The sequence below is a fragment of the Dysgonomonas sp. 37-18 genome (assembly GCF_001899125.1).
Lineage (GTDB): Bacteria > Bacteroidota > Bacteroidia > Bacteroidales > Dysgonomonadaceae > Dysgonomonas.
Genome location: NZ_MKVC01000013.1, coordinates 75560 through 101858 on the forward strand (window position 1 = coordinate 75560; position 26299 = coordinate 101858).

Sequence of the window (26299 nt, forward strand, 5' to 3'; positions counted from 1 at the left end):
TCCTCAGTACGCTCAGGATAATGAAATTATATAGGATTAATATGCTGCGGTAAAGCGTTGGCGGGAAAATTTGTGGTTCTCAATTTCGTCAACAATAGCTACAGACAGATCCTCAACAGACAGGATAGATTCTCCGTCTTTGTCGAATACAGGTTCGTCTGTTCCCAATCGATACTTGCCTGTTCGTCCTGTTTTGATGCCTTGGTGCATATTGATGGCAGGCGAAAACATTGTCCAATCCAATTCAGTTTCTTTTTTCAAAATATCCAGATAGTCTCTTGCTGCGGTGGCTCCCGGTTTTATTTCTTCGGGAAAACCTTCACCGTCTACAAGTTGTTTGCCGTCTATGTAGAGGCTGCCTGCTCCTCCGATTGTGATATAACGTTTTACACCTGCTTCTTTTACAGCTTTCTGTATTGCTTCCGATCCTTTAATAAAATCGTCGTATATATTCGGGTTAGTCCATCCGGGATTAAATGCGCTTAGCACAAGATCGTTGCCTTTAAGTGCTTCTACCAATGCTTTTGTATTTGTAACGTCTAAAGCAACTGTCTTGGGGTTTCCGTCTTTTACCGGAATTTTATCTGTAGAGCGTGCAAATGCTGTTACTTCATAACCTCTGTTTGCTAACTCTGTCAACAAGTGTGAACCTACGAAGCCTGTGGCTCCTATTAATGCTATTTTCTTCATAACTTTCTTTTTTATTGATTAATTCTTCTTATACTGTATACTCTTGCGTTACAGTTTTGTTTAAATTTTTTTATTCAAATCTATTACTGAAATCAGCTAACGTTTGGTTAGCCAATCGGCTTATCATTATATCTTCGGCTTCTTTATTCAGGTCGTACAAATGCTCATTGATTTGTTTGCCAACAGGGCACTTCGGGTTGGGCGATGCCAGTTCGTTGCCCAGAATGGAATGTGTGCTTACAATCTTATATACGTCCGAGATGAATATTTCGTTGGCAGGTCTGGCAAGCATACACCCTCCGTTTTTACCTTCCTTACTTATAACAATATTATGCTTGCGGAGGTTTGATAGCTCTTTCCTTACCAATACAGGATTGATATTCATACTCCCCGCCAAAAAATCGGAAGAGAGCAGCTCGTCCGGAAACTTGGAGAGTAATACTAATATATGCATTGATATGACAAATCTGCGATCGTTCATTCTGTAATTATATTTATTACAGTACAAAGGTAGATAAAAATTTTACATAACAATATAAAAGTGAAGAAAAATATACTTTTTTCTTATAGGGAAGAGATGTTTCCTTTGTCGGTATGACAGGCAACGATCATTCGTGTAAATACTGGAGAAAACGCTTAAAATATTTTAATTGCACGGGTCTCTTGCAATTCCATCTTTACTATTTTCTCATTTAGGAATGTAATTACAAAATCTTTGGTAGGTGAATTTGTTCCGTCTGTATATGGATATATTACGGCAATAAACTCTTGTGTGCTTCCGATGCTTTTACTTACGGTCTTTGATACTCTGATATTCGATTTGTCGGGGAAAATATACTGGTTGAATGTGGGTTTCCATATTTTTAAAAACGGTTTAATCGCTTTTTCGCTCACATTCGCACTCTTGTCAAACAGGGTTAATAAACTATCAATCTGATCTGATTCCGCAAAGCGTAAAGCTTTTCTGCCTATTTCCACTTCATTTCCCGGAGCAGAGTCAATACTTCTTGTTGAAGTCTGATTGAATTGGCATCCGACAAAAAAGAGGCATAGAAAAACAACGAGTAGATTTTTCATCGCCTATAAATTTAAGGTTAGTCGTAAGAAGTATTTTCTTATCTCAGATCAGCACATAAACGATCTTCTTTGTCTTAAAGTACTCTTCTTCGAAGTACATCGACAAGTCGTCAGCTTCGGCTATTTTCTTGAATGGTTTTAGTTCCCCTTCCAAGTTTCCTCCTTTGAGACATATCAGTCCGTTTGGCAGAGCATTTTGCTGTTCTTTCGATACGTTTTTCCGTATGATTTTCACCAAATCGGGTAGAGGCATTACTGCGCGGCTTACCACAAAGTCGAATTGTTCTTTTACCTCTTCGGCACGACAATGGCGAAATTGAATGTTTTCTAATCCGATGGCGCTCGAAACTTCTGTGGCAACCCTAATCTTCTTCCCAATACTGTCTACCAATAGGAAGTTACACTTAGGAAACAATATGGCGAGGGGTACTCCCGGAAAGCCGCCTCCTGTACCTACGTCCATAATCTTCGAGCCGTCTTTGAACTGAATCAGTTTGGCTATCCCCAACGAGTGAAGTACATGGTGAGTATACAAATTTTCGATGTCCTTGCGTGAAATTACATTTATTTTAGAATTCCAATCCGCATACAGATCGTATAGAGCAGCAAATTGTTGTTTTTGCTTTTCTGTAATATTAGGGAAGTATTTAAGAATTATATCCATTATTTTCCTGAGAAGCTAGAAATTGGAGAATTGTCTTTTAATATCGGGTACAACTCACTGTATGTAAACGGAACTTTGATCGTGCCCAACGATGGTGCTGAGTATTCGCCCTGATTGAATAGGTAAGTTATTCCTTTATCGTCTATCGAAAAATTATTGTTGGCTGCTATGTCTTCTATTCCCCAATATCCAAATTCAAGAAGGTCTTCGGCTGTCTTCACATTGTTCTGTGCCACGATCTTATCGGTAAGCATTGTGTTGAGCAGCTTTTTATATTCGGGGATAAATATGTCTTTCTCTGTAATTACATTTCCTGTCTTCAGGTCTATATTCACATTTTTGTAGAATGTAGACGAATTAGCACCGCCTTTAAAGTCCATCGATGATGTTTGGTACGATATGATACCTCCTCTATCGAATATCACTTGAGAGTTTAGCGTTTTATAGAATGAAAAATAATCTTCGCTATCTTCCGAGCTTTCCCAGTCGGGGAACTGCACTTGTGCCGCTTCCTTATAATTTGCAATGTAATTGGTTACATATTTATCTACCGCATTTGCCGGCGAGAGCGATTCCGAAGACTCGTCTTCAAACAGAGCATAGTTAAACTCTTTTTGTATCTTGGCGAGCATAATACTGTCTTCATATTTTGCAGGGAAGATATAATTTATTTTTATAGAACACGAAGGCTTAGTGGAGTCGTTATCCAAATGGTAAATCTTTGACACACTAATAGAATCGTACACTATATTGTTTACTGTATCCGTTTTTTTGTTTTCGCATGAAAAAAATAAAATGGAAAATATAAATAATAAACTGATATGTGTAGAGGTGAATTTCATATGAACATCATTTAGTTTCTACTGCTGTATATACTACTAACGTTAAATCTGTGCTAATAGTTTTTTATTTCTTTTCATGAAGCAAATATACGACAAAAAGGAAAAGGGATACCTTTTTTTGTTAATCTTTTATGAAGTAATTTTTCAATAGAGTGCCTCTAAGGCGTATTTATATTAACTTTTTGGTAGTATGAAGTTTCTCTCAATTAACAGCTATTTGCTCCTATTTTTATATCTTTGTGGCATCTAAGTAGTCAGTAATAATTATTGACGTATCTTGTAGGGGTAACCCTTGTGGTTACCTATTATTGGTCGGGCAGGGACAAGCCCAGCCCCTACATATAGATAAATATGGCTGTAAATTTTACAACTTAATAATTCTTATCTAAAGCAATTTATATGCAATTAATCGATGGTAAAGCCATATCGGCTCAAATGAAAAAAGAAATAGCCGAAGAGGTCGCAAAAATAAAAGCCGCAGGAGGTAAAACCCCTCATCTGGCAGCAGTATTGGTGGGGCACGACGGCGGAAGCGAAACTTATGTTGCCAGCAAAGTGCGTACATGCGAAGAGGTAGGCTTTAAGTCGTCTCTTATACGTTTCGAGAATAACGTAAGCGAAGAAGAACTTCTGGCTTGTGTAGATAAGCTCAACAAAGATGCCGACGTTGACGGGTTTATCGTTCAATTGCCATTGCCAAAACATATATCGGAACAGAAAGTAATAGAAGCGATTGACTACCGCAAAGACGTAGACGGATTTCATCCGATCAATGTAGGGCGTATGTCTATTGGTTTGCCCTGCTTTGTGTCGGCAACTCCGGCGGGGATACTCGAATTGCTGAAACGATACGATATTCCTACTCAGGGTAAACACTGCGTAGTGCTCGGTCGTAGCAATATTGTAGGAAAACCGGTTGCGAACCTGATGATGCAAAAAGGCTATCCGGGCGATGCCACAGTAACCGTATGCCATAGCCGCACACCAAATATAAAAGAAGTTTGCCAAAGTGCAGATATTATTATTGCTGCATTGGGCGTTCCCGAGTTTCTGAAAGGAGACATGGTGAAAGATGGCGTTGTAGTGATCGACGTGGGTACTACCCGTGTGCCTTCTGCTGAAACTAAATCAGGATTTAAGCTGAAAGGGGATGTTGCTTTCGATGAGGTAGCCGCCAAAGCATCGTTTATTACACCTGTACCGGGTGGGGTAGGGCCTATGACAATTATTTCCCTGATGAGAAATACATTGCTGGCAGGGAAAAACGAAATATACAAGTAATATTTTTCTGAGAAGAATGATCTTATAGAGTGGGGCGATCGTTTCACTTATAAAAAAATAAAGGCTGCTTTTCACAAAGCGGCCTTTACGATTATTTATCCAATAGTAAAATCACGGACGACCTCCGTTCCCTCCTGTTGAGGTTCCGATGCTGGTAACCATCGAACTTGGTGTGAAAGTTATAGCTGTCGTTCCTTTTGAATATGTTGCCGATGAATACAGTCCGTGGAAATTGCTGCCGCCTGACACACTGCCCCCTTTGTAAACCGTATACGTTACATCCGACTTCATATCGGGAGAGCTGAATAATAATGTCATTTGGTTGTATGTTCTAGGTACTTTGTAAGTTAATATTCCCGTACCATCAGATGCCTCTATATGTATCAGATCGCCCGAAGTGCCCGTTGTTCCGTAAATAACAGATCGCTGAGTACTTACACCTGACGTAGGAGTACTGGTTGCTCCACCCGTACCTACAAGAATACCACCTGTGATTTTGAACGTATTGTTGTCGCAGTCAAAACCTTCTTCCGGTGCAGTTGTCCCCGAGGATATGATGGTGCCACCTGTTATAGTCATTGTTCCGTTCGAGTCTATACCATCATTTGAGGTGCTGTAGCAATATATGTTTCCTCCGTTGATGGCTATGTGATTGGAGGCATTGATACAATCGTCATAGGCTTCAATTTCGATTGTACCATTGTTGATTGTCAAAATTTTCTTGCTTTCCAATCCCTCGGCTTCTTCTTTGGTTGTTTTGATGATTATAGTACCACCGTTTACGGTAACATTGCCGTCGCTTTTTATGGCTTTGGCTGCCGTATCGTCCGAGCCGTATTTGAATAGATCCCCGGTAGTAGATACATTTATAGTTCCATCGTTAATAATGAGGTCTCCATCTACACTGATGCCTTTTCCCCCTGCGCCGGAGGCTGTTATATTTATTACACCTTTATCTATTGTGAGGGCGCCATCGCATTTTATGCCCGCCGCAGATGATATGTCTTTGTCGTCGGTATCGTAATACGCACTGCCTGTTGTTGCCAGTGTAAGCTCACCGCCTCCTATTGTCATATTGCCTCCGGCATTAAAGGCTTTTGCTGCAAGCCCCGAAGTGCTGATGTTAATTGTGCCTCCTGTGACGCCGATTGAACCGATGTCGCTTTTTATACCTGCCGCTTTTTGTCCTGTGGTAGTGATATTTATAGAGCCTCCACTGATGGCTATAGACGAGTCTATCGATGTATCTGTGTCTTCGTAAGAAGCTACAATGGCATCGTCGTCGCTTTTTATAGTGATACTTCCATCATAAATTTTGATGTAACCTTCGTCGCAGTCTATACCATCGCTCGAGGCTTTGATGTTGAGTGTACCTCCATCCATTCTGAAATAATCTTTGGCATGGATACCGTCACTTACTGCGCCTGATATGGTGATATTCCCTCCTTTTATACGGATGTAGTTGTCACTGCTGATTGCGTGCTTGTATCTTCCTATAACAAGTAGATTTCCATTTCCCTGAAAATTGAGCTGTCCTTCGCTGAAGAAAGCCCCTTTCATGTCTTCGTCGTTGTAGGCTGTGTAAGTGCTGCTGTCTACCAGTCGGTTAGACGTTCCTCCCACTAACATTACGGTCACTTTTTTGCCTGATTGTACGTTCAGTGCAGGGCCGTCTGTGCTTATTATACTGACTCCATTGAGTCCCAACCCGAACTTGTAATCGCTATAAATTTTGAAAGAACCACTCTTTATCGTTCCCGAAAGTACATAGTTGATTTCTGTGGTTGTATTTGTAGATGTTACCACTACATTTCCGTTCGATTGGGTTATGCTTACCCCTTCATTTTCGTAAGGGTTTGTAATCGTTACAATGTTGTCGGTATAGGCAATAGTTACGGCATCCACAAAGGTTGTATCCTTTGTGTTGGTGGCGAAGTCTTCATCAATAACGATTTCTTCATCATCATCGTCATTAACAGGATCATTGTCGTTACTACACGCTATTAGAAGCATGCAACATGTTGTAAAAAATAAAATAAAGATTTTTCTAGAATTCATATTATTGGTCTTATGTGAATTAAGACAATAATATTATAATCTTTACGAAGAAAATACAAGCAAGTTCGACAAACAAGACGATTTGTTCGATGAATATTGCTAAAATGAAGGATGAAATATAGAGTTACTTTTCCGAAACCGCTTCGGATTCGGTTTTGGCTTCCGTCTCCACTTCCGTTTCCGCTTTGTCTTGCATATTCACATATACTTCGTTTTGCAATTGCTGTTGTTTCTCGTACAGTTGCAGTATGTGGTTGCGGAAATTGTTGTCACGTTGAAGCTTGTTGAAAGCTTCTTTTGCTGCCTTTTGTTGCGATTCTTTCTTCGAGTAGCCTGTACCCAGTCCGGCTTGCTCGCCGAGTATCACAACGGCAGTTTTGAAAATAGGGGTGTTATTTTCGTCTACAAAGCTGTCGACGAGATCGAAGCTGACCGATATTTTTTGCTTTTGGCTCCATTCTATCAGTCGTGACTTATAGTTTGCCTCCTGCTCGGCTACTGTATCTATATTCAGGTGTTCTTTGATGAGGCGTTCGAGAACAAACTTCTTTGACACCCTATATCCCTGATCTAAATAGATAGCACCTATCAATGCCTCCAGTGCATTGCCATACATGTGGGTATTGGGTGTTGTATTGCGGGCAGATGTTTTTATCAGCTTGTCGATACCCAGTTCGAGTGCTAATTTGTTTAAAGTTTCACGTTGGACGATCTTCGAACGCATATTGGTAAGGAATCCCTCTTTCTTGTATTCAAACTCCTTGAATACAATATCGGCAACAATAGCATCGAGGATGGCATCGCCCAAAAACTCGAGCCGCTCGTTGTTGATCCATTTGCCGTCTTTCAACTTTATAGAAGACGATTTGTGCAAAAGGGCTTGCTCATAGAGCGTTATGTTGTACGGATAGAACCCAAATATTTTGTAAAAAGAAACATAAGGCTCCTTCCCTCTTTTAGGAAGAAGCCTTATTCCACGATATATCTTTCTAAGCACGCGACTTATTTCTTGAACTTCTTTACTATTATACAAGCATTATGTCCTCCAAAACCGAATGTGTTTGAGAGTGCTGCGTTTACAGTCCTTTTCTCAGCCTTATTAAATGTTAGGTTCAGCTTATAATCAATTTCAGTATCTTCGTCTCCTTCGGTGAAATTGATTGTTGGCGGAATTATATCATTCTGTACCGACAGTACGCAGAAGATTGCTTCCAATGCTCCCGCAGCACCTAAGAGGTGACCTGTCATGGATTTTGTAGAACTGATATTCAGGTTATAAGCATGCTCACCAAATACCTCTTTGATTGCTTTGATTTCTGATGGGTCGCCAACCGGAGTTGATGTTCCATGTACGTTTACGTAATCAAGCTCACTTGGGTTCATGTGGGCATCTTCAAGCGCATTTTTCATTACTAGTTTCGCTCCCAGTCCTTCGGGATGTGACGCTGTGAGGTGATAAGCGTCGGCAGACATTCCGCCTCCTACAACTTCAGCATATATTTTTGCTCCACGTGCAAGTGCATGCTCCAATTCTTCGAAAATAAGACATGCCGAACCTTCTCCTATTACAAACCCGTCGCGGCTCTTGCTGAACGGACGAGATGCTGTTTGAGGAGAATCGTTACGTGTAGACAAAGCTGTCATTGCATTAAAACCACCAACACCCGCTGGAGTGATTGCTGCTTCTGCTCCTCCGACTACCATTACATCTGCCTTGCCCAAACGGATTTGGTCGAATGCGATGATAGAACTATGTGTAGATGAAGCACAGGCAGAAACAGTTCCAAAGTTAGGTCCACGAAGACCGTGACGTATAGAAATCAATCCGGCTGCAATATCCGAAATCATCTTAGGGATAAAGAACGGGTTGAACTTAGGTCCCATATCTTCGTGAGTATAGTAGTATGCAACTTCTTCTTCGAAAGTCTTGATACCACCTATACCTGCCGAAAATATAACACCGATTCTGTCACAGTTTTCATTTTCAAAATCAAGTTTTGAATCTTTTATGGCTTCTTCGGACGAACCGATAGCCAGTAATGTATATCTGTCACACTTGCGGATTTCTTTTCTATCCATCAATCCTGACGGATCGAAATCTTTAACTTCGCAAGCAAACTGTGTTTTAAATTTTGACGCATCAAAATGAGTAATAGGTCCAGCCCCACTCATTCCTTTCAAAGCATTCTCCCAAGTAGTTGGGACATCGTTGCCTAACGGAGTTACCGAGCCTAGACCTGTTACTACTACTCTTTTAAATTCCATAAATGACTATTGGAAAAAAGATTATTTTGCATTTGCTTCAATGTAAGAGATAGCATCTCCCACTGTAGCGATTTTTTCAGTCTGATCATCTGGAATAGAAATACCGAATTCTTTTTCAAATTCCATGATTAATTCTACTGTGTCAAGTGAATCTGCTCCCAAGTCATTTGTAAAGCTAGCAGTATCAGTAACTTCAGACTCTTCAACACCTAACTTATCAACAATGATTGCTTTCACTTTTGATGCTACTTCTGACATAATTTTTAGTTTTGATTAATAATAAATTTTTTATTTTTAATTTTGTCGATGCAAAGTAACAGTTTTTTATCTATATGTTACAAATATTTTATGGATAAAATAGTTAAAATTGCACATATTTTTTACTTGTGTGCATAATCGCTAAAAAACACTCATGATTAAAATCGCTATTTTTGCCTCAGGTTCAGGGTCTAATGCCGAGAACATAGCAAACTACTTCGCAGAGAGTAATACTGTTTCCATTCCGCTTATAATATCAAATAAGAAAGATGCTTATGTGCACGAGCGTGCAAAGAAGCTGGGAATACAATCGGTTACCTTCTCCAAAAACGAGTTCGAAACATCTGATAATGTGCTCGATTGCCTGAAAGAGAATAAAATAGACTTTATTGTTCTCGCAGGTTTCTTGCTCAAAGTCCCCGACAATATATTAGAAGCATATCCCGGTAAGATAGTGAATATCCATCCCGCGCTTTTACCCAAATTCGGCGGTAAAGGGATGTATGGCGACAATGTTCATAAGGCTGTGGTAGAAGCCGGAGAGGCTGAGTCGGGCATTACGATACATTATGTGAATGAGAATTACGATGAGGGGGCTATTATTTTTCAGGCAAAATGCCCTGTGCTGAAAAGCGATACCTATGAAGATGTCGCAAAAAAAGTGCATACACTTGAGTATACGCACTTTCCTGTTGTTATTTCCAGTGTCTTAGATCAGACCTTCTAATTCGATTGATTTTCTGTATTGCCTTCAGGCTCGTTTACTTTCACCTCTTCGTTGTTCACCGTTCTGGCTCTTACGATAGTCCGGCGGTCGCCACTAAGTACTGAGGTGTTATCTTTTTTTGTTTTAATATTCTTATCTGCTGCACCTTGTGTCGGTTGCTGAGCAGGATTGTTCGTTTTTTGCTCTGTCGTTGTCGGTTCGGGCTGATATACAGGCGATGTTACAGTCTGTTGATTGTCGTTATATTGCTCTGCTCTGTCTGCCTTTATTCTTCTTACAGAACGTTTAGGTGCTTTTTCCTCTTTTCTGTCTGTTGTTTTCGTTTCCATCGTTGGCGTTATCGGTGACGGATACACGTAATTGTCGGAGCTCTTTTCGGTTGCCCACAGATTAAGCTTATTGATTGCCTTGTCGGTAACGGTAATCCATACTTCGCCATTCGGATTGCCCGATGCTGCATTTTGTATTATAAAATCACGCTTAATTACATCGTTAGGTGATAGTCGATCTACAACTTCGGACTGCACTCTTGTACCATTGATAAAGTATAAAGGTTTGTTGCCATACTTAACATATTCCTGAGCCAACTCGTCGGCAGATTTTTTCAGCATCTCCTGCTGGATGCTATCCGCTATTATGCGTGCTCTCTTTTCTTTGTCGCGGCTATCTATATTTGCTCTCGATAGGCGATAAGCTAAGCTTGTGTTGCCCGTTTTCAATAGAATCTGGTCTTTTTCTATTTGTCCTATCAGCCTGTCGATATCCATAAGTGCACCTTCCAGCGAGTTATAGTCTGACTTTAGGATAGCTGAAACGGAATCTGCATCCGCTCCCATTTTATTAAACAAAAATTTGTTCTGGGGGTCTTTTTCGCCTCTGTTGCTAACGATCAGCGTTGTGTCTTTTGTAGTCACTATATATTTGTTTCCTTTTTTCTGGGCATAAGCTAAAAAAGGAAGTAATGATGTTATCAAAACGAGTATGATATATTTGCTTAAATTCATTTGTTTGTGTTCGCTTTTGAAATTTATATATACGTCAATATTCTTTTACTTAAGTATATAATGCGCAAATATACAAGATTTTTCGTGAATGATAATGGGTCTTACATTTTTTAGTATAAATAAGGTGGCTTTTTAATTTTTTATAAACTTCTTATGCTTGAAACACTGCCTTTATTTTCGTACTTTTGCGTAAAATAAATCAACTATTAAAATATTAATCATGGCAACACCATCATTTAAGTACCAAGAGACGTTTCCATTAGAGAAGGATACCACAGAGTATTATTTACTCTCGAAAGATCATGTTTCTACAGCTAATTTTGAAGGACAAGAGATATTGAAAGTACAACCTGAAGCTCTTACTTTACTGGCACAACATGCTTTTCACGATGTAGAATTCTTATTACGCCCTGAGCATCAAGAGCAAGTGGCAAAGATATTGTCTGATCCCGATGCCAGCGACAATGATAAATTTGTGGCGCTTACATTCCTGCGCAACTCCGAGATTTCGGCAAAAGGGGTGCTCCCTTTCTGTCAGGATACAGGAACAGCAATCATTATGGGTAAGAAAGGACAAAATGTATGGACAGGCGGCAACGACGAGGAAGCCTTGTCGAAGGGTGTGTATAACACATTTACCGAAGACAATTTGCGCTATTCGCAAAATGCGCCTCTGGATATGTACAATGAGGTGAATACAGGAACGAACCTGCCTGCGCAAATAGATCTGTATGCCGTAAACGGAAATGAATATAAATTCCTTTTTGTAGCTAAGGGTGGAGGTTCTGCAAACAAAACATATCTCTATCAGGAAACAAAAGCATTGCTTACGCCTGAGAAACTAGAGCCGTTCCTGATCGAAAAAATGAAATCGTTGGGTACAGCAGCATGTCCTCCTTACCATATCGCATTTGTTATTGGAGGTACATCAGCCGAAACCAATCTGAAAACCGTTAAGCTGGCTTCTACTAAATATTATGATGGTCTTCCTATTTCGGGTAACGAGGGCGGACGTGCGTTCCGTGATTTAGAAATGGAAACCAAACTATTGAAGGCTGCTCAGGAGCTTGGACTTGGAGCGCAATTTGGTGGTAAATTCTTTGCTCACGATATCCGTGTGGTTCGTTTGCCTCGTCACGGTGCATCTTGTCCTGTGGGCATGGGTGTTTCTTGTTCGGCCGACAGAAATATAAAAGGAAAGATCAACAAAGACGGTATATGGCTCGAAAAAATGGAAGATAATCCAACAAGGCTTATTCCCGAAGAATTGCGTAATGCCGGCGAAGCAGGAGGTGTGAAAATAGACCTCAACCGTCCGATGAAAGAAATACTTGAAGAGCTGTCTAAATATCCTGTTTCTACACGTTTGTCACTCACCGGTACAATCATCGTAGGACGTGATATTGCCCATGCTAAACTTCAAGAGCGTATCGATAAGGGCGAAGGGCTTCCTCAATACATCAAAGATCATCCGATCTACTATGCAGGGCCTGCAAAAACGCCTAAAGGATATGCAAGCGGTTCGATGGGACCAACTACAGCGGGACGTATGGACTCGTATGTAGACGCATTCCAAGCTAATGGCGGCAGCATGATAATGATTGCTAAAGGTAACCGTAGCCAACAGGTAACAGACGCTTGTCACAAGCACGGCGGATTCTATCTGGGAAGTATTGGCGGTCCGGCTGCAATACTTGCTCAGAATAGCATAAAGAGCCTTGAATGCCTCGAATATCCTGAATTGGGAATGGAAGCGATATGGAAAATAGAAGTAGAAGATTTCCCTGCATTCATCTTGGTAGACGACAAGGGTAACGACTTCTTCAAACAATTGAAACCAATTAACTGCTCTATGAGCTAATATATATACTATAAGCAAGCAGTCTATGTGTATGAATAAGCGGATATCAAATGAATGATATCCGCTTATTCTTTTATATGGAAGATGCCATTTTTACATAACTTAATATCTTGTTTTAAGGGCTATCTTGTCCAATTCCTTTATTTCGTCTTGCATGGTGAAAAATACTTTTCCGCCTTTCGATACCACTTCCCATGCTATATCGCTCACAATATCATCGATTACGTCCGGCTGATTCGCCTCTTTTGCCAGTTCGAAGTTCCGCTCATCTATCATCCTCACGGGTTGCGAAAATTTGTCGTATACGATCAGCATCTCGCCATTTCCATCTATTGCAGCCCGATAGATTTCCTGCAAATCGGTAAGAACTTTATGCTTCGATATTGCTTCTTTCATTTCTACAATGGCTTCCGACCTGTGTTCATGCATATACTGTTTCATTATCTCCCAGCCGGGTTTGACTACATCGTGCGGCTTCGAGTTGTTGTAGTCTATCGATGTGTATCCTATATAGATGTCGGACTTATCGGCTACCTGCATCAGTTTGCTGAAGTTGTCTTCGGTAGAAACAACGACACACTCCAGCTCGGTTTCCTGATTCACTTTCACCACTGCTTTATCAACCTGATTGAAGAACTCACGGATGAGGTCGTCTACACGTTTAGCATTGCTTCTCTCTGCCCTGTTGGGTATGTAATACGGCGATCCTTCAAACGGAAATCCATCGCTCTTTACTTCTTCTTCAATTCCGTCTTCTAATGCTTTATATAGCTGTACCCCTCCTTGCGATAATACAAGTATCAGGTACTCTTTGCTGCGGTTGTACGCTTTTATTAGAGGGCGCAGATTGAACGTGCTGCGAATGTTTAACCTATCTTCGGGTACAGTCCACGACGTTCTGATAATTTCTTCCGTATCGTTCGATAAGAATACATGAAGGCTATCAAGATTGTTGTTCTCGTTTACTCTATTTTCTACAGTCGCTATCTTCTCCAGAAGGGGAGTTACTGTTCTTTTTCCATATTCGGCAACTATTTGCTTTTCTGCTTGCGAAAGCAGGTTTTTCAACAATATTTTATCTTTATCGCTGGCAGGGCGTGTTCTGTGTGTATTAAGAGAGATACTAACACAAGGCCCTGCTGTTACAGTTGCCAGTTTTTTTATCTTTTCTTTTAATGCCATAATATATTTATTTTTTAATCACGCTAGTAATATACGAAAAAAAGCCGTTTTTTTCAATCTGTGAGATTGAGAACCCCTTTGAAATAGCTTCTTTTTCATAAGATTATGTTTTTTTAATCTCTTTTTCTGTTGATGGATAGAGAAAGATCTCTTTCTTAAACCAGTTTAAGATTCTAGTCTATCGGAATGGCTAATTTTGTATTACTAATTCAAAAAAAGATATCAAAAATGGAAAATAAAAGATTGAATATGTACAAAGCAGCTCCCGAGCTATACAAAGCAATGATGTCTCTGGAAAATGCTTTACAACAAACATCTCTGACTCCTATCGAAAAGGAGTTGATTAAAATAAGAGCTTCGCAAATCAATGGTTGTGCCTTTTGCCTGAACATGCATACCCGTGATGCTCGTAAAATCGGGGAAACCGAACAACGTATCTATTTGTTGAACGCATGGCATGAAGCAGGCAACTTATATTCTGAAAGCGAGAAGGCAATACTTCGCCTGACAGAAGAGGTTACCCTTATAAGCAAAGGCGGTGTTTCTGCTGAAACATATCAACAAGCAGAAAAGATATTGGGAGTATCTAAACTAGCTGAGGTAATAATGGCTGCGGTGGTTATCAATGGCTGGAACAGGATTGCCATATCCACAGAATTACCGATAGACTAATCGCCTAAACAAACAATAGGGATAATCCGTAAAGATTATCCCTATTTTATATACAAACTTCAATATTTTACATCAAACTGTTATGCAGTCTTTATCGGAATCCTCATCCGATAGAATGAGCGCCAAACAAATACCAAGCCCAGAATTAAGAATGGTATAGCGATAAATATAGAATAATCGCTGTCAGGGTTGGAGCGCATTTCTATACAAATTTCTGTAGCCAACAAACCAAATAGGGTAGAGAATTTGATGATAGGATTTAGTGATACGGACGATGTATCTTTAAATGGGTCGCCCACTGTGTCTCCTATTACTGCCGCTTCGTGCAGATGGGTATTCTTTTCTTTTAGGTCTACTTCTACTACTTTCTTGGCATTATCCCAGCTACCTCCCGCATTTGCCATGTAGATGGCTTGGAACAATCCGAATACGGCGATAGACACAAGGTAAGCCACAAAGAAGTTAGGGTCGAGGAATGCAAACGCCAATGTAAGCGAAATAAGGGCGATAAATATGTTCCACATCCCTTTTTGTGCATATTGGGTACAAATCTTCACCACGGCGATAGAGTCCTTTATATCGGCTTCTTTTTTTGTGATGTCGAATGTGCGTTTGATGAACTCTACAGCACGGTAAGCTCCTGTGGTAACGGCTTGCATAGAAGCACCGCTAAACCAAAAGATAACAGCTCCACCACAGATCAGCCCGAGAAGTACCGGAGCATCGGTTAGGGACAGTTTCAACAGTCCTACTTTTTCGAGTAGTAGAATAATGGAGAATATCATCGTTGTAGCACCGACTACGGCTGTTCCGATCAATACGGGTTTGGCTGTAGCCTTAAAGGTGTTACCTGCCGAGTCATTTGCTTCGAGAAAATGTTTTCCGTTTTCGAAATTAGGCGTAAAACCATATTCATTCTTTATCTCTTCAGATATATTCGGAATGCTTTCTATTTGCGACAATTCGAATACCGATTGGGCATTGTCTGTTACAGGGCCATAGCTGTCTACGGCAATGGTTACAGGGCCCATGCATAAGAAACCGAATGCAACCAACCCGAATGCGAAGATAGAGGCGTGAGGGCCTAATATGGCGTCCAATCCCATCTGTGCGGTAAAGAATGCACCTGTCATCAGAGCTGCGATGAGTAATCCAGTCCAGAATGCTCCGAAATAACCGGCTACAATACCCGATAGGATATTCAGGGATGGGCCTCCTTCGCGTGAAGCGGTCACAATTTCTTTCACATGTTTTGATTTGGAACTGGTAAAGAACTTCGTAAACTCAGGAATCAATACCGCAGCAAGTGTACCGCAGCTGATAATAATTGCCAGTTTCCACCAAAGGCTGCCATTTGCCGGGTTGCCTGTGATTTCTACCATATCGCCTAGCAATAGGTGGCTCATAAAGAAGCTCGCCGAGATACAAAGAACAGCAGCGATAATGATGAGGCGCATCAAAGGAGATTCGAAGTCGAATTCCTTTTTATTTCCGTATAGTCTTTTCGATATAGCCTGATTGATAAAGAATGCACAGCCCGATAAAAAGTCCATCAAGAAACGCATTCCGAATATCCATACTATCAGTTTAGCCTGAATATGCGGATCTTCTACGGCTAATGTGATAAATGCAATCAGAGCAACGCCTGTTACACCATATGTTTCAAACCCGTCGGCTGTAGGGCCTACACTGTCACCGGCATTGTCGCCCGTACAGTCGGCTATCACACCCGGATTACGAGGATCGTCTTCTTTTACCTTGAAAACAACCTTCATCAGGTCGGAACCGATGTCGGCAATCTTAGTAAAGATACCTCCGGCAATACGCAAAGCACTTGCTGCAAGCGATTCGCCAATAGCAAATCCCAAGAAACAGATACCTACTATTTCACGAGGCACAAAAAGAAGAATAATAACCATAAGTACCAGCTCAAGAGAGATGAGGAACAGACCGACGCTCATGCCGGCCTTCAACGGTATATTAACGACATCCAACGGACGTCCTTTTAACGAAGCAAATGCGGTGCGTGCATTGGCATAGGTATTTACACGAATACCAAACCAAGCTACAGTATAAGACCCTGCCATACCCACAACCGAGAATAACAAGACTTGGATAACAACTCCGAAAGACTGCCCGATCAATCCGAAGAAGTAGATGCATAGCACAAGGGCAATCAATCCAAACAACATCAGAAGGAATTTACCTTGCTGGATTAGATATGTCCGGCAAGTGGCGTAAATAGTAGCAGCTACTTTGAGCATAGAGTCGTGAGCAGGTAATCTCTTGACCTGACGGAACAAGAGAAGACTGAAACATAATGTTCCAGCAATGATCAGTGCACCATAAAATAAAAAATCCCATGAAGTAATCGCAGTTCCAAAGATGTGGAAGGTGCCCTCATGGAGATCAGGAATCGCCAGGTCGGCTTCGCTTGCAAACGTAGATAGGTTAACACCAAGAAGCAGACCAATCAGTAGACCAACATTTTTTAGTTTTTTCATGATAAAAAATTGTATTTAGATAGACAATAACAAACATACTCTCTCCCTAAAATACCAACTGAAAATATGTTTGTTTATCAGTTTCCGCTCCGAACTAAAAATTGTTTTGAATTTACAAAATTTAATCCTTTTACTATCTATTTTTTGTTGATTTTCTTACCGTTAAAAAAACGTTTTAAGTAAAAATAACAATGGGGGAGTTAAATTAACATTTAGCTCGTTTTTATGCTTGTTTTATGGTGTTTTTTATATGTTAAACAACATGTTTTGCTTAGTAATAAGCTAATTACCTTGATGAGGTGATGGATACCTTCAAAAATTATTGTTGCTTGAGATTGTTTCGATTTAACAAATTGCAGTTGTAAGAAATAAGGATTTTTTGCAATAAAGGGATGAGATGCTTCGTCCCTCCGCTTGACAAAATCTTATATTAGTTTAAATTGATCTGCGTCTTGTAACGCAGGAAATTTACTTCTGAACCTGATTAAATCCTGCATATTGATTGTTCCGCTTACAATACCTTCTTCTGTTCCACCTTCGGCGATGGTTTTTCCCATAAAGTCATAAAGGGCTGTTCCTCCGCTGTATTGTACATAAGGGTCGCTGCCTGTGCGGTTTGCGGCTGCTACATAACAAACGTTTTCTATGGCACGAGCCCGTACTAGGGTATTCCATGCATCCAAACGTACGGTAGGCCAGTTGGCTACATATATTATCATATCATAGTCACCCCTGTTGCGCGAATAAACAGGAAAGCGCACATCATAACATATCTGCAACAGAATGCGGAAACCTTTGTATTCTACAACGACTCTTTCTTCTCCGGCGGTGTATTCTTTATGTTCTCCCGCAAAGGTAAACAGATGTCGTTTGTTGTATGTCACATAGCTTCCGTCGGGTTTGACGAAATAAAGACGGTTGTAGTATTTTCCATTCTCTTCAGTGGCTACACTTCCTGCCAAAGCCATATTGCGGCGTAAGGCAATGGATTGCATCCACAGCAGAGTGTCTGTATCAGCCTTTTCGGCAGCACCTTTGGGCGATGTGCAAAAACCGGTGGTGAACATTTCGGGTAAAACGACAAGGTCTGTAGAATCTGATAACGAATCTATCAAATTCTCGACATGATCTCTGTTGGCTTCAGGCTTCTGCCATACGATGTCAGTTTGCAGCAATTTAATGTTCATGTATATCAGATATTTATTTGATGATATTAGCTTCGAAGTTAAAGATTTTCTATAAAAGAAAAAAGTTACATTTTGTAAAAGTCTATTTTAATTTCAGGCAGAAATGAATTTTGCTTTTGCTTCGTATCATCTGTAACGATTTTTTGTAGATTTGTATATTGTTAAAACGAATGAAATCAATACCGGCATATAATTTTCATAAAACAAAATACGGAGAAGAACTCCTTATCGATGTTGTCAGGCTTGCGGATATACAGAAGTATATACAAAAAGACCCTGTACACACATTATCTTATTATGACATTACTTTTATAGAGAATGATAATGTGGCGTTTGGTCTCAACAATAGCAAATACACGTTGGATAGTGGCGATGTCGTTTTTTCAAAGCCGGGAGATGTGCGTGCATGGATAAAAAGCGAAAATACGCCGGATGGCTATGCACTAATCTTTGAAGGTGAATTTCTACTTTCTTTTTTCAACGACCCACTCTTTCTGCAAAGTCTTTCTTATTTCGGAACACAAAGAAAGATTCATAAGATAAATATTGCTGCTATAAAGGAACGGATAGCATATCTTGTTGGCAATATAACAGCCGAAATACAAGACTATCAGTCGAAAGACAAACATATATTAAGGGCTTTGCTTTATGAAATACTCATGCTCCTCGACCGTGAATACAAAAAGCAAAATGAAGGTGAAAGCGAAATGCAAGTAACTCCGAGCAGGCATGTCGATTCTTTTGTAGAAGCGGTAGATAAAGATTTTAGGGAGTTTCACGACACAGCGTATTATGCCGGCAAGCTGTGTATAACACCCAATTATCTGAATGCAATCGTGAAAAAGGCGATGGGTGTAAATGCAAAGCTTTATATTCAGAATAAGATACTTGCGGAAGCAAAAAAGAAGCTGGCCTATTCCAGTTTGTCTGTATCTGAAATAGCCGAGCATCTTAATTTTGAGACTTCTTCTTATTTTATTCGCTTTTTTAGAAAATATACTCACTCCACACCGCTGCAATATCGCAATAGTGAAAAACGTTGAAAAGTGCTATTTTCTCCGTAGTTTATATCCTGATAAATAGGTAAACGATCTCTATTTTTGCCTAATAAATATCTCTTTTATTAAAATGAGTCGGGGTTCTTTCTTACACTCAGAATGACAGAGACGCGAAATGATAAAGAATACATAATCTAATAATAAAAAACATGGATAAAGAAATCATCAAGAACAAGATCATCGAAATGGAAGTTGCTGCTTTGGAATTGTGGAACAAAGGGAACCCTGACGGTTATCTGGCTATTTACTCTCCTGACTTTACTTATTTTGATCCGTATCAAGAAAAAAGGCTTGACGGCTTTGAGAGAATAAAAGAGTTGTATGAGAGTATGAGAAATAATTTTCAGGTAGAGCGTTACGAAATGATAGACCCTGTGGTGCAAGTATATCCGCAAACGGCTGTACTTACATATAATCTGATTTCTTATTCCGGCGAAGAGCTTTACCTATGGAATTGTACCGAAGTGTATCAATTGAACGACAAGGCTGAGTGGAAAATAATCCATAACCACTGGTCGCTGATAAAACCGTTGGGGTAATAATATTTCTAGTTCTCCTGAGTGTAGCAATAATCATTGAGATTCTTCGCTTCGCTCGGGAAGACAAAGAAGATAGACTTTTTATAGTTTACGTTTATTTTTTTAGTAAGAGTTTTTCCAGCATTGCACTTATCTCCTTATCATTTTCCTCACTCGTTCCTTTCCATTTTCCTATTATTATTCCATTCTGGTCGATAAGTAAATAGGTTGGAAAAGAGTCAATATAATATTTGTTTTTTACATCTTCTTTATTTGTATTCCCTTTTGCTGATTCTTCGAGATTTTGTACATCTAATATTTGAGGCCAGTCTTTCAAATTATGCTTTTCTACTGCATCTAGATAGGGCTCTTTTTTTGATTCTGATGCTATACCAATGATGGTAAGGCCTTTTTTATTGTATTTTTTGTGTATCTCTTTCAGAAACGGAATACCTTGCAGGCAAGGCCTGCACCAGCTACCCCAAAAATCGAGTAGCACATAAGATTTTCCTCTATAATCGGACAATCTTACCGTATCCCCACTAATAAGACTATAAGTAGAAAAGTCTACGGCTTTTTGCCCAATATTTGTTGTTTCTTTCAGAGCTTTTTCATCATCAATATCTTGTATCTGTTTCAGGGCGAGGAGTCCGAGTTGCGATTTTTTTACCTTGGCAGAGAGTTCATTATACAATAGTTTTGCACTGTCCGTAGGAGAATCATAGACTTCGGCTCGCTTTATAATGTAAAGCAGTTGTCCCGCCGCTATAAATGAATTAGGATGATTTTTTATATATTCTATATTTATCTTCTCTAATTTATTATTGAGAAGCAGTCTGATTGGATCTAGTTTCTCTCTCTCTTCTTGAAATACTTTGAAATTCTCTTCATTTGGGTTCTTCTCAAGCTGTCGCACCAATGGTTCAATCTTGTCATAGACTAAAACTCTGAGGCTGTCTTCCAAACTAGCTATTTGCTGTTTCAAAGGTTGGTATTCTTTTTCCGAATCGGTTCCTGTCAGCTTATAGTCGAATAAGTTTTTGGCAGATAGGGATAATTCCATCTGTTTGGGTTCTATGTATATAGATATGGCATGAAATGTATTAAATATAAGATCGGCTTTAGTCAAATCATTTATATGCAAATCGAATGAAAATTTTCCGTCAATTATAGAGCAGGTATCCTCGATATGCCTCCATTTGTCATTCTCGAGAGTCCAGTATGAAATGATAACAATATCGGAGATTGGATTGTCAATTTTGCCTACCAGAGTAGCTTCTTGCTTAGAAGAGGTGCAGGCGGAAAAAAATAGTCCGCAAAAAAAGATAAGGTATAAGAGTTTTCTCATGATAATAAATAATTAAAGCCTTACATAGCTCTAAATGTAAGGCTTTATTTGAAAATAAATAAATATTTTTTTTTTTATCTATTATGTATCTCTACTTTTTGAGTAGGGGCTTTTTCTGCATTACGTTTTTCTACCGAGCTGATAAAGTTGTCGGCAAGATGAGCAAACGCCATTCCCGTGATCGTATTTTCGTTCAATGCTACAGGTACACCTTTGTCGCCACCTTCGCAAATGCTTTGTACAATAGGTATTTGTCCTAGTAATGGTACATTCATTTCTTCTGCCAGATTTTTTGCACCTTCTTTGCCGAAGATGAAATACTTGTTTTCAGGCAGTTCGGCAGGAGTAAACCATGCCATGTTCTCTACCAGCCCGAGGATAGGCACATCTACCTTTTCGTTGGTAAACATATTGATTCCCTTGCGGGCATCGGCAAGCGCTACCTGCTGAGGGGTGCTGACTACTACCGCACCGGTTATTGCAAGCGTTTGCACCAGTGTGAGGTGAATGTCGCTTGTTCCGGGTGGGAAGTCGATAAGGAAATAATCGAGTTCGCCCCAGTTGCCGTCGTTTATCAGTTGCTTCAATGCATTTCCTGCCATTGCTCCACGCCATACCACGGCGTCGTCTCTGTTGACAAAGAAACCTATCGAAAGCATTTTTACACCATACTTTTCTATCGGAACGATGTATTCTTTTCCGTCAATCGGTTCAAGAAACGGGCGAGCTTCTTCTTCGTCAAACATTTTGGGTAATGAAGGCCCGAAGATATCGGCATCGAGCAAGCCCACTTTGTAGCCTTTCTTGGCAAGGGCAACCGCCAGATTTACCGATACGGTGCTTTTGCCTACACCGCCTTTTCCGGACGATATGGCAATTATATTTTTTACCTGAGGCAGTGCTTTCACCGGTTTGGGTGCTTCTACCTGTTGGGTTTTTACTTCAATGTTTCCTTTTATGTCGACATTGGGGTCGACGTAAGTCAGGATAGCTGTTTCGGCAGCTTTTACTATCGATTTGATAAACGGGTCGTTCGCTTTTTCGAAAAGTAGAGAAAAGCTTACTTTCATTCCGTCGATGTGGATATCGTCAGACACAAATCCCATTTCTACGATATCCTTCCCTGTACCGGGATAACGCACATTGCGCAGTGCGTCGATAATTAATTTAGGATATATATTAGCCATTTTTAGTTGATTGATTTAATATATTACTTCGCCCAAAGCTGCGATAGTCGTCTTTTTCGATCTCTATGTCGGGTTCTATCCAGTGGTCGCGATGTTGACATTCAAATTTTATATACTTGATATTTAAACCCCTTGCCAGCCATTGTTGTTCATAGTAGGTTTGTATTTTAAGTATATCGTCCACAAGCTGAGAGTGATACAGATCATCCGTTTCGAACAGTACAGGCAAAGCGTTTGCTTTCACCATCTCGCTGGTGTAGGTATACATAAAGTTGCTGTCTGTTTTGAGATGTACAATACCCTTGTCGGACAAAATCTCACGGTACAGCTTCATAAAGCGGGTAGAGGTCATCCGCTTGTTAACCTTGCTCATTTGTGGGTCGGGAAAGGTGATCCATATTTCCGATACTTCGCCCGCTGCAAAGAAGTGCGTTATCAGTTCGATGTGCGTGCGCAAGAATGCGACATTCTGCATATCGGCTTCGAGAGACTGCTTTGCCCCTGTCCACATGCGTGCGCCTTTTATATCTACTCCTATGAAATTCTTATTTGGATACAGCTTTGCAAGCCCTACGGTGTATTCGCCTTTGCCACAGCCCAGTTCGAGGACTATCGGGTTGTCGTTTTTGAAGAAAAGCGAGTTCCACTTTCCTTTCATCTCAAATCCTTTTTCCTGCAAAACGGCAAACGGATATTGGAATACGTGCGGGTATTCCTCCATGTTGGCAAATTTGGCAAGCTTATTTTTTCCCATTGATTATTAATTAATAATTGATAAATGTGCCGATGTGCCAATGGTATAAGAAATCAAAATTGGTAATTGGCATATTTTCACATTGGCATATCAAAACTGCTGCATGTCGCACAGTTTACGATAGTAGCCATTCTTTTCGAACAGCTCGTCGTGATGTCCACGTTCTACAATCTCGCCTTCGTGCATCACACATATTTCGTCAGCATTCTTTATTGTAGAAAGGCGGTGAGCGATAACCAGCGTGGTGCGGTTCTTCATCAGGTTGTCGAGAGCATCTTGTACCAGACGTTCCGATTCGGTGTCGAGTGCCGATGTGGCTTCGTCGAGAATCAGTATCTGAGGGTTCTTTAGGATGGCACGGGCAATGCTGATGCGTTGGCGTTGACCGCCCGACAGTTTGCTGCCCCGGTCGCCTATATTTGTGTTGTATCCTTCTTCGGTGGCAATGATAAAATCGTGGGCATTGGCTATCTTGGCTGCCTCTACCACTCTTTCCATTGTGGCATCATCTACGCCAAAAGCAATGTTGTTGTAGAATGTATCGTTGAAAAGGATTGCTTCCTGATTTACGTTACCCATCAGCGAACGTAGGTCGTGTATATCGGCATCCTTGATGTTTACATCGTCGATATAGATGCCTCCCTTGTTTACGTCATAAAAACGGGGTAGGAGGTCTGCCATCGTCGATTTGCCCGAGCCCGATTGTCCCACAAGGGCTACTGTTTTCCCTTTAGGTATGGTGAGGCTTACATTCTTGATAACCCAATGGCTGGTTTCGTATTTGAATTCTACATTTCTGTAGGTGATCGATTCCTTTAGCGATACTGGTTTCGGATTAGCCGGATTTTTAATGTTATTCTCTGCTTTCAGTATCTTGTCGATACGCTCAACCGAAGCCATCCCTTTTTGTATGGCATAAACCGATTTGGACAGGTCTTTGGCCGGATTGATGATCAGATAAAATATAGTCAGGTAATAAATAAACTTCGATGCATCCATCGATCCCGATCCGTCTAATATAAGTGTTCCTCCAAACCAGAGTACACAAACCACAGCAATCGTTCCCAAGAATTCGCTCATGGGGTGTGCCATCTGTTGGCGGCGAGCGATCTTGTTCGACATGTTTCTGAAAATATTGTTAGACGAGTCGAAACGGGTTTTCATTTTCGGCTCGGCATTGAATGCTTTGATGATACGCAATCCGCCCAGCGTTTCTTCTATCTGCGAAACAAGGCTTCCCCATTGGTTTTGTGCTGTCACCGACCTGCGTTTGAGGCTTTTGCCTACCTTGCCCATAATGTATCCGGCTATAGGTAATAGTATCAGTACGAAGATGGTAAGTTCCCAACTGATGAAAAGCATTGTACCCAGATATACGAGTATCATGATCGGGTTTTTGGTAACCATATCGAGCGAACTCATCACCGAGTTTTCCACCTCGTTTACATCCCCTGTCATGCGTGCAATAATATCGCCTTTGCGTTCTCCCGAGAAGAAACCGAGAGGCAGCGATAGTATTTTGTCGTTTATCTGTTTGCGGATATCCCGTACCACGCCTGTGCGTACATCTACAATATAGTGAGCACTGAGGTAGGTGGCGCCGGTTTTGAATAAGGTCATCACCACAAGGGTTAGTCCCAAGCCAAGCAATACTGCTCCGCCCGAGTGTGTGGCCATCATATCCGAGAGGTATGCGTAGAAGTTGTTTTCAAGAACCTTATAGTTGAGCATCGTGCTGATGCTTGAGGTATCCACAGGCATGTATTCGTATACCTTTTCGTCTACCTTAAACAATATACGGAGTATAGGTACTATCAGCGCAAAAGAAAATACATTGAGGATAGCGCTCAGTATGTTGAATACAAGATTTAGTACTACTTGCCTTTTGTATGGAGGTACAAACCTCCTTATCAGTGTTATAAAGTCTTTCATCAGAAAGTTTTTGGGTGAAAAAATGTCGGGGTTTACGTCCCGGCGAAAAACGGCTGCAAGTTAGCCATAATTCTTTATTTATAGAATAGCTTTCAGGTATTTTAGATAATTGGCATATATGTTGTTTTAATGGAAATGTTTTGTGATATTTGACACTTAATTGGGTGAAGCAAGGCAAATATAGAGTATGGTAATGATATACGGTACGCAGCAGTTGTGCCGACTCTTTTTATTGTGAGATTTTGTGTTAATATTTCCGTTGTGAAAGATTTACAAAAAAATGAAATCTTACAGTTGATATTTTAAGAGTCTGTTTGAATTTTGCTCGTTCCAATTTTTAGAACTATTTTCAGGATGATTTATTCTTTTGAGAAACGATAATAGCGGGCTATTAGAGTTAAACAAAAGGATAAAGCGGACAAAAAGACACTAAAAATGAACGAAGAAAATCGGAGAAATATTCATAGAAAAATATTCGTGGAAAATTTAAACAGGTTCTAAATAGTTCCTACTTTTGTATTGTCTAAATGATGTATGAATGGTTAACCCTGTAAATCCAAAGTTTAATAGTTTTTTCACGAAATACTATAACCGCTTTGTTCGTTTTGCTAATTCGTATGTACGTAGTATGGATGTTGCAGAAGACCTCACCACAGAGGCCTTCATGATTTATTGGGACAATAAGGATAACCTGAGTGCAGATTCTAATATAGAGGCATATATATTGACGATAATAAAAAACAAATGCCTCAACTACCTCAAACAAACAGAACGCAGAAGCCAGATACTTACCGATATGGGCAGCTACGCCCAATGGGAGCTCGATGTGCGTATCAGTTCGTTGGAAGCATGCGACCCCGAAGAGATATTCTCCGAAGAGATACAGCAGATTGTGAGAGATACACTGGCCAAACTACCCCAGCGAACAATCGATATATTTGTTGAGAGCCGTTACAAAGAAAAATCGCATAAAGAAATAGCCGAAATGTTTGGCATTACTACCAAAGGTGTTGAATTTCACATCTCAAAAGCCCTGAGCTTACTTCGACTAAACCTGAAAGATTACCTTTCGGCGTGGATTGCGCTTTTCTTTATTCTGAATAAGTAGCTCTTGTTTATAACCGAATTTTATTTTTAATATTTGTTAACAATATTTTGACTAGGGATGTACTGCCTTCGGTTGTTATTCTTATACACGACATTCTTATAGAAAAAATATAAATAGTCGCA

Annotated in this window: 24 protein-coding genes; 7 read left to right on the plus strand and 17 right to left on the minus strand. The window is 40.3% G+C overall.

All coding sequences use genetic code 11. From position 1 onward, the window contains the following. Positions 1-36 precede the first annotated feature (36 nt). The 5 genes from BGO84_RS04985 to BGO84_RS05005 form a co-directional block, all read right to left on the minus strand. Entirely contained in the window at positions 37-690 is a 654-nt protein-coding gene (locus BGO84_RS04985) for an NAD(P)H-binding protein (RefSeq protein ID WP_291028079.1), read from the minus strand. Between the two features lie 70 nt (positions 691-760). Next, entirely contained in the window at positions 761-1171 is a 411-nt protein-coding gene (locus BGO84_RS04990) for an Rrf2 family transcriptional regulator (RefSeq protein WP_135104609.1), read from the minus strand. Positions 1172-1326: 155 nt separating this feature from the next. Beyond that, positions 1327-1767 carry a hypothetical protein gene (locus BGO84_RS04995; protein ID WP_291028081.1) on the minus strand — a complete coding sequence of 147 codons (441 nt, stop codon included), beginning with the start codon at positions 1765-1767 and terminating at the stop codon, positions 1327-1329. 43 nt (positions 1768-1810) lie between these two features. Next, positions 1811-2431, minus strand: a complete 621-nt coding sequence (rsmG, locus tag BGO84_RS05000; RefSeq protein WP_291028083.1) for a 16S rRNA (guanine(527)-N(7))-methyltransferase RsmG — start codon at positions 2429-2431, stop codon at positions 1811-1813. Beyond that, entirely contained in the window at positions 2431-3159 is a 729-nt protein-coding gene (locus BGO84_RS05005; RefSeq protein WP_291028085.1) for an RsiV family protein, read from the minus strand. Before BGO84_RS05005 ends, rsmG begins: the two co-directional genes overlap by 1 nt. A gap of 513 nt (positions 3160-3672) precedes the next feature. On the opposite strand from BGO84_RS05005, the gene folD reads away from it, so the two are divergent. Next, a complete protein-coding gene (gene folD / locus BGO84_RS05010; RefSeq protein ID WP_291028087.1) occupies positions 3673-4554 on the plus strand; it encodes a bifunctional methylenetetrahydrofolate dehydrogenase/methenyltetrahydrofolate cyclohydrolase FolD in 882 nt (293 codons plus the stop codon). Positions 4555-4665: 111 nt separating this feature from the next. Here folD and BGO84_RS05015 read toward each other — a convergent pair whose 3' ends face one another. From BGO84_RS05015 to BGO84_RS05030, 4 genes are all read right to left on the minus strand, one after another. After that, positions 4666-6567, minus strand: a complete 1902-nt coding sequence (locus BGO84_RS05015; RefSeq protein ID WP_291028089.1) for a carbohydrate-binding domain-containing protein — start codon at positions 6565-6567, stop codon at positions 4666-4668. 169 nt (positions 6568-6736) lie between these two features. Continuing rightward, entirely contained in the window at positions 6737-7609 is an 873-nt protein-coding gene (gene rnc / locus BGO84_RS05020) for a ribonuclease III (protein ID WP_283686734.1), read from the minus strand. Between the two features lie 5 nt (positions 7610-7614). Next, a complete protein-coding gene (gene fabF / locus BGO84_RS05025) occupies positions 7615-8877 on the minus strand; it encodes a beta-ketoacyl-ACP synthase II (protein WP_135104616.1) in 1263 nt (420 codons plus the stop codon). Positions 8878-8898: 21 nt separating this feature from the next. Further along, entirely contained in the window at positions 8899-9135 is a 237-nt protein-coding gene (locus BGO84_RS05030) for an acyl carrier protein (protein WP_135104617.1), read from the minus strand. Positions 9136-9289: 154 nt separating this feature from the next. Between BGO84_RS05030 and purN the strand changes: the two genes are divergently transcribed. After that, positions 9290-9862, plus strand: a complete 573-nt coding sequence (purN, locus tag BGO84_RS05035; RefSeq protein ID WP_291028091.1) for a phosphoribosylglycinamide formyltransferase — start codon at positions 9290-9292, stop codon at positions 9860-9862. Here purN and BGO84_RS05040 read toward each other — a convergent pair. Beyond that, on the minus strand, positions 9859-10866 hold the full coding sequence (locus BGO84_RS05040; RefSeq protein ID WP_291028094.1) for a hypothetical protein: 1008 nt from the start codon (positions 10864-10866) through the stop codon (positions 9859-9861). The two genes, purN and BGO84_RS05040, sit on opposite strands and share 4 nt — an antisense overlap. Positions 10867-11086: 220 nt before the next feature. Here BGO84_RS05040 and BGO84_RS05045 point away from each other — a divergent pair, with 220 nt between their 5' ends. Further along, a complete protein-coding gene (locus BGO84_RS05045) occupies positions 11087-12727 on the plus strand; it encodes a fumarate hydratase (RefSeq protein ID WP_291028096.1) in 1641 nt (546 codons plus the stop codon). Between the two features lie 102 nt (positions 12728-12829). Here the strand turns inward: BGO84_RS05045 and BGO84_RS05050 are convergent, their stop codons facing one another. Then, positions 12830-13909, minus strand: coding sequence for a hypothetical protein (locus BGO84_RS05050; RefSeq protein WP_291028098.1), 1080 nt, complete (start codon positions 13907-13909; stop codon positions 12830-12832). 228 nt (positions 13910-14137) lie between these two features. On the opposite strand from BGO84_RS05050, the gene BGO84_RS05055 reads away from it, so the two are divergent. Continuing rightward, positions 14138-14581 (plus strand): carboxymuconolactone decarboxylase family protein, encoded by a 444-nt coding sequence (locus tag BGO84_RS05055; protein ID WP_252638358.1) that lies wholly within the window; start codon positions 14138-14140, stop codon positions 14579-14581. Between the two features lie 80 nt (positions 14582-14661). Here the strand turns inward: BGO84_RS05055 and BGO84_RS05060 are convergent, their stop codons facing one another. Further along, on the minus strand, positions 14662-17085 hold the full coding sequence (locus tag BGO84_RS05060; protein WP_291028099.1) for a sodium-translocating pyrophosphatase: 2424 nt from the start codon (positions 17083-17085) through the stop codon (positions 14662-14664). Positions 17086-17510: 425 nt separating this feature from the next. After that, a complete protein-coding gene (locus BGO84_RS05065; protein ID WP_291028101.1) occupies positions 17511-18272 on the minus strand; it encodes an amidohydrolase in 762 nt (253 codons plus the stop codon). Positions 18273-18442: 170 nt separating this feature from the next. On the opposite strand from BGO84_RS05065, the gene BGO84_RS05070 reads away from it, so the two are divergent. Both BGO84_RS05070 and BGO84_RS05075 read left to right on the plus strand, forming a co-directional pair. After that, entirely contained in the window at positions 18443-19315 is an 873-nt protein-coding gene (locus BGO84_RS05070) for a helix-turn-helix transcriptional regulator (protein WP_291028103.1), read from the plus strand. Between the two features lie 164 nt (positions 19316-19479). Then, entirely contained in the window at positions 19480-19869 is a 390-nt protein-coding gene (locus tag BGO84_RS05075; protein WP_291028105.1) for a nuclear transport factor 2 family protein, read from the plus strand. Between the two features lie 94 nt (positions 19870-19963). Here the strand turns inward: BGO84_RS05075 and BGO84_RS05080 are convergent, their stop codons facing one another. From BGO84_RS05080 to BGO84_RS05095, 4 genes are all read right to left on the minus strand, one after another. Next, positions 19964-21196: a TlpA disulfide reductase family protein gene (locus BGO84_RS05080; protein ID WP_291028107.1), complete on the minus strand. Its 1233-nt coding sequence runs from the start codon at positions 21194-21196 to the stop codon at positions 19964-19966. Between the two features lie 74 nt (positions 21197-21270). After that, entirely contained in the window at positions 21271-22383 is a 1113-nt protein-coding gene (locus tag BGO84_RS05085; RefSeq protein ID WP_135104628.1) for an Mrp/NBP35 family ATP-binding protein, read from the minus strand. Next, a complete protein-coding gene (trmB, locus tag BGO84_RS05090) occupies positions 22376-23137 on the minus strand; it encodes a tRNA (guanosine(46)-N7)-methyltransferase TrmB (protein ID WP_291028109.1) in 762 nt (253 codons plus the stop codon). The genes BGO84_RS05085 and trmB overlap by 8 nt, the downstream gene beginning before the upstream one ends. A gap of 90 nt (positions 23138-23227) precedes the next feature. After that, positions 23228-25069, minus strand: a complete 1842-nt coding sequence (locus BGO84_RS05095; protein ID WP_291028111.1) for an ABC transporter ATP-binding protein — start codon at positions 25067-25069, stop codon at positions 23228-23230. Between the two features lie 538 nt (positions 25070-25607). On the opposite strand from BGO84_RS05095, the gene BGO84_RS05100 reads away from it, so the two are divergent. Beyond that, complete coding sequence (locus BGO84_RS05100) at positions 25608-26177, plus strand: RNA polymerase sigma-70 factor (protein WP_291028113.1); 570 nt, start codon at positions 25608-25610, stop codon at positions 26175-26177. Positions 26178-26299: the final 122 nt, after the last annotated feature.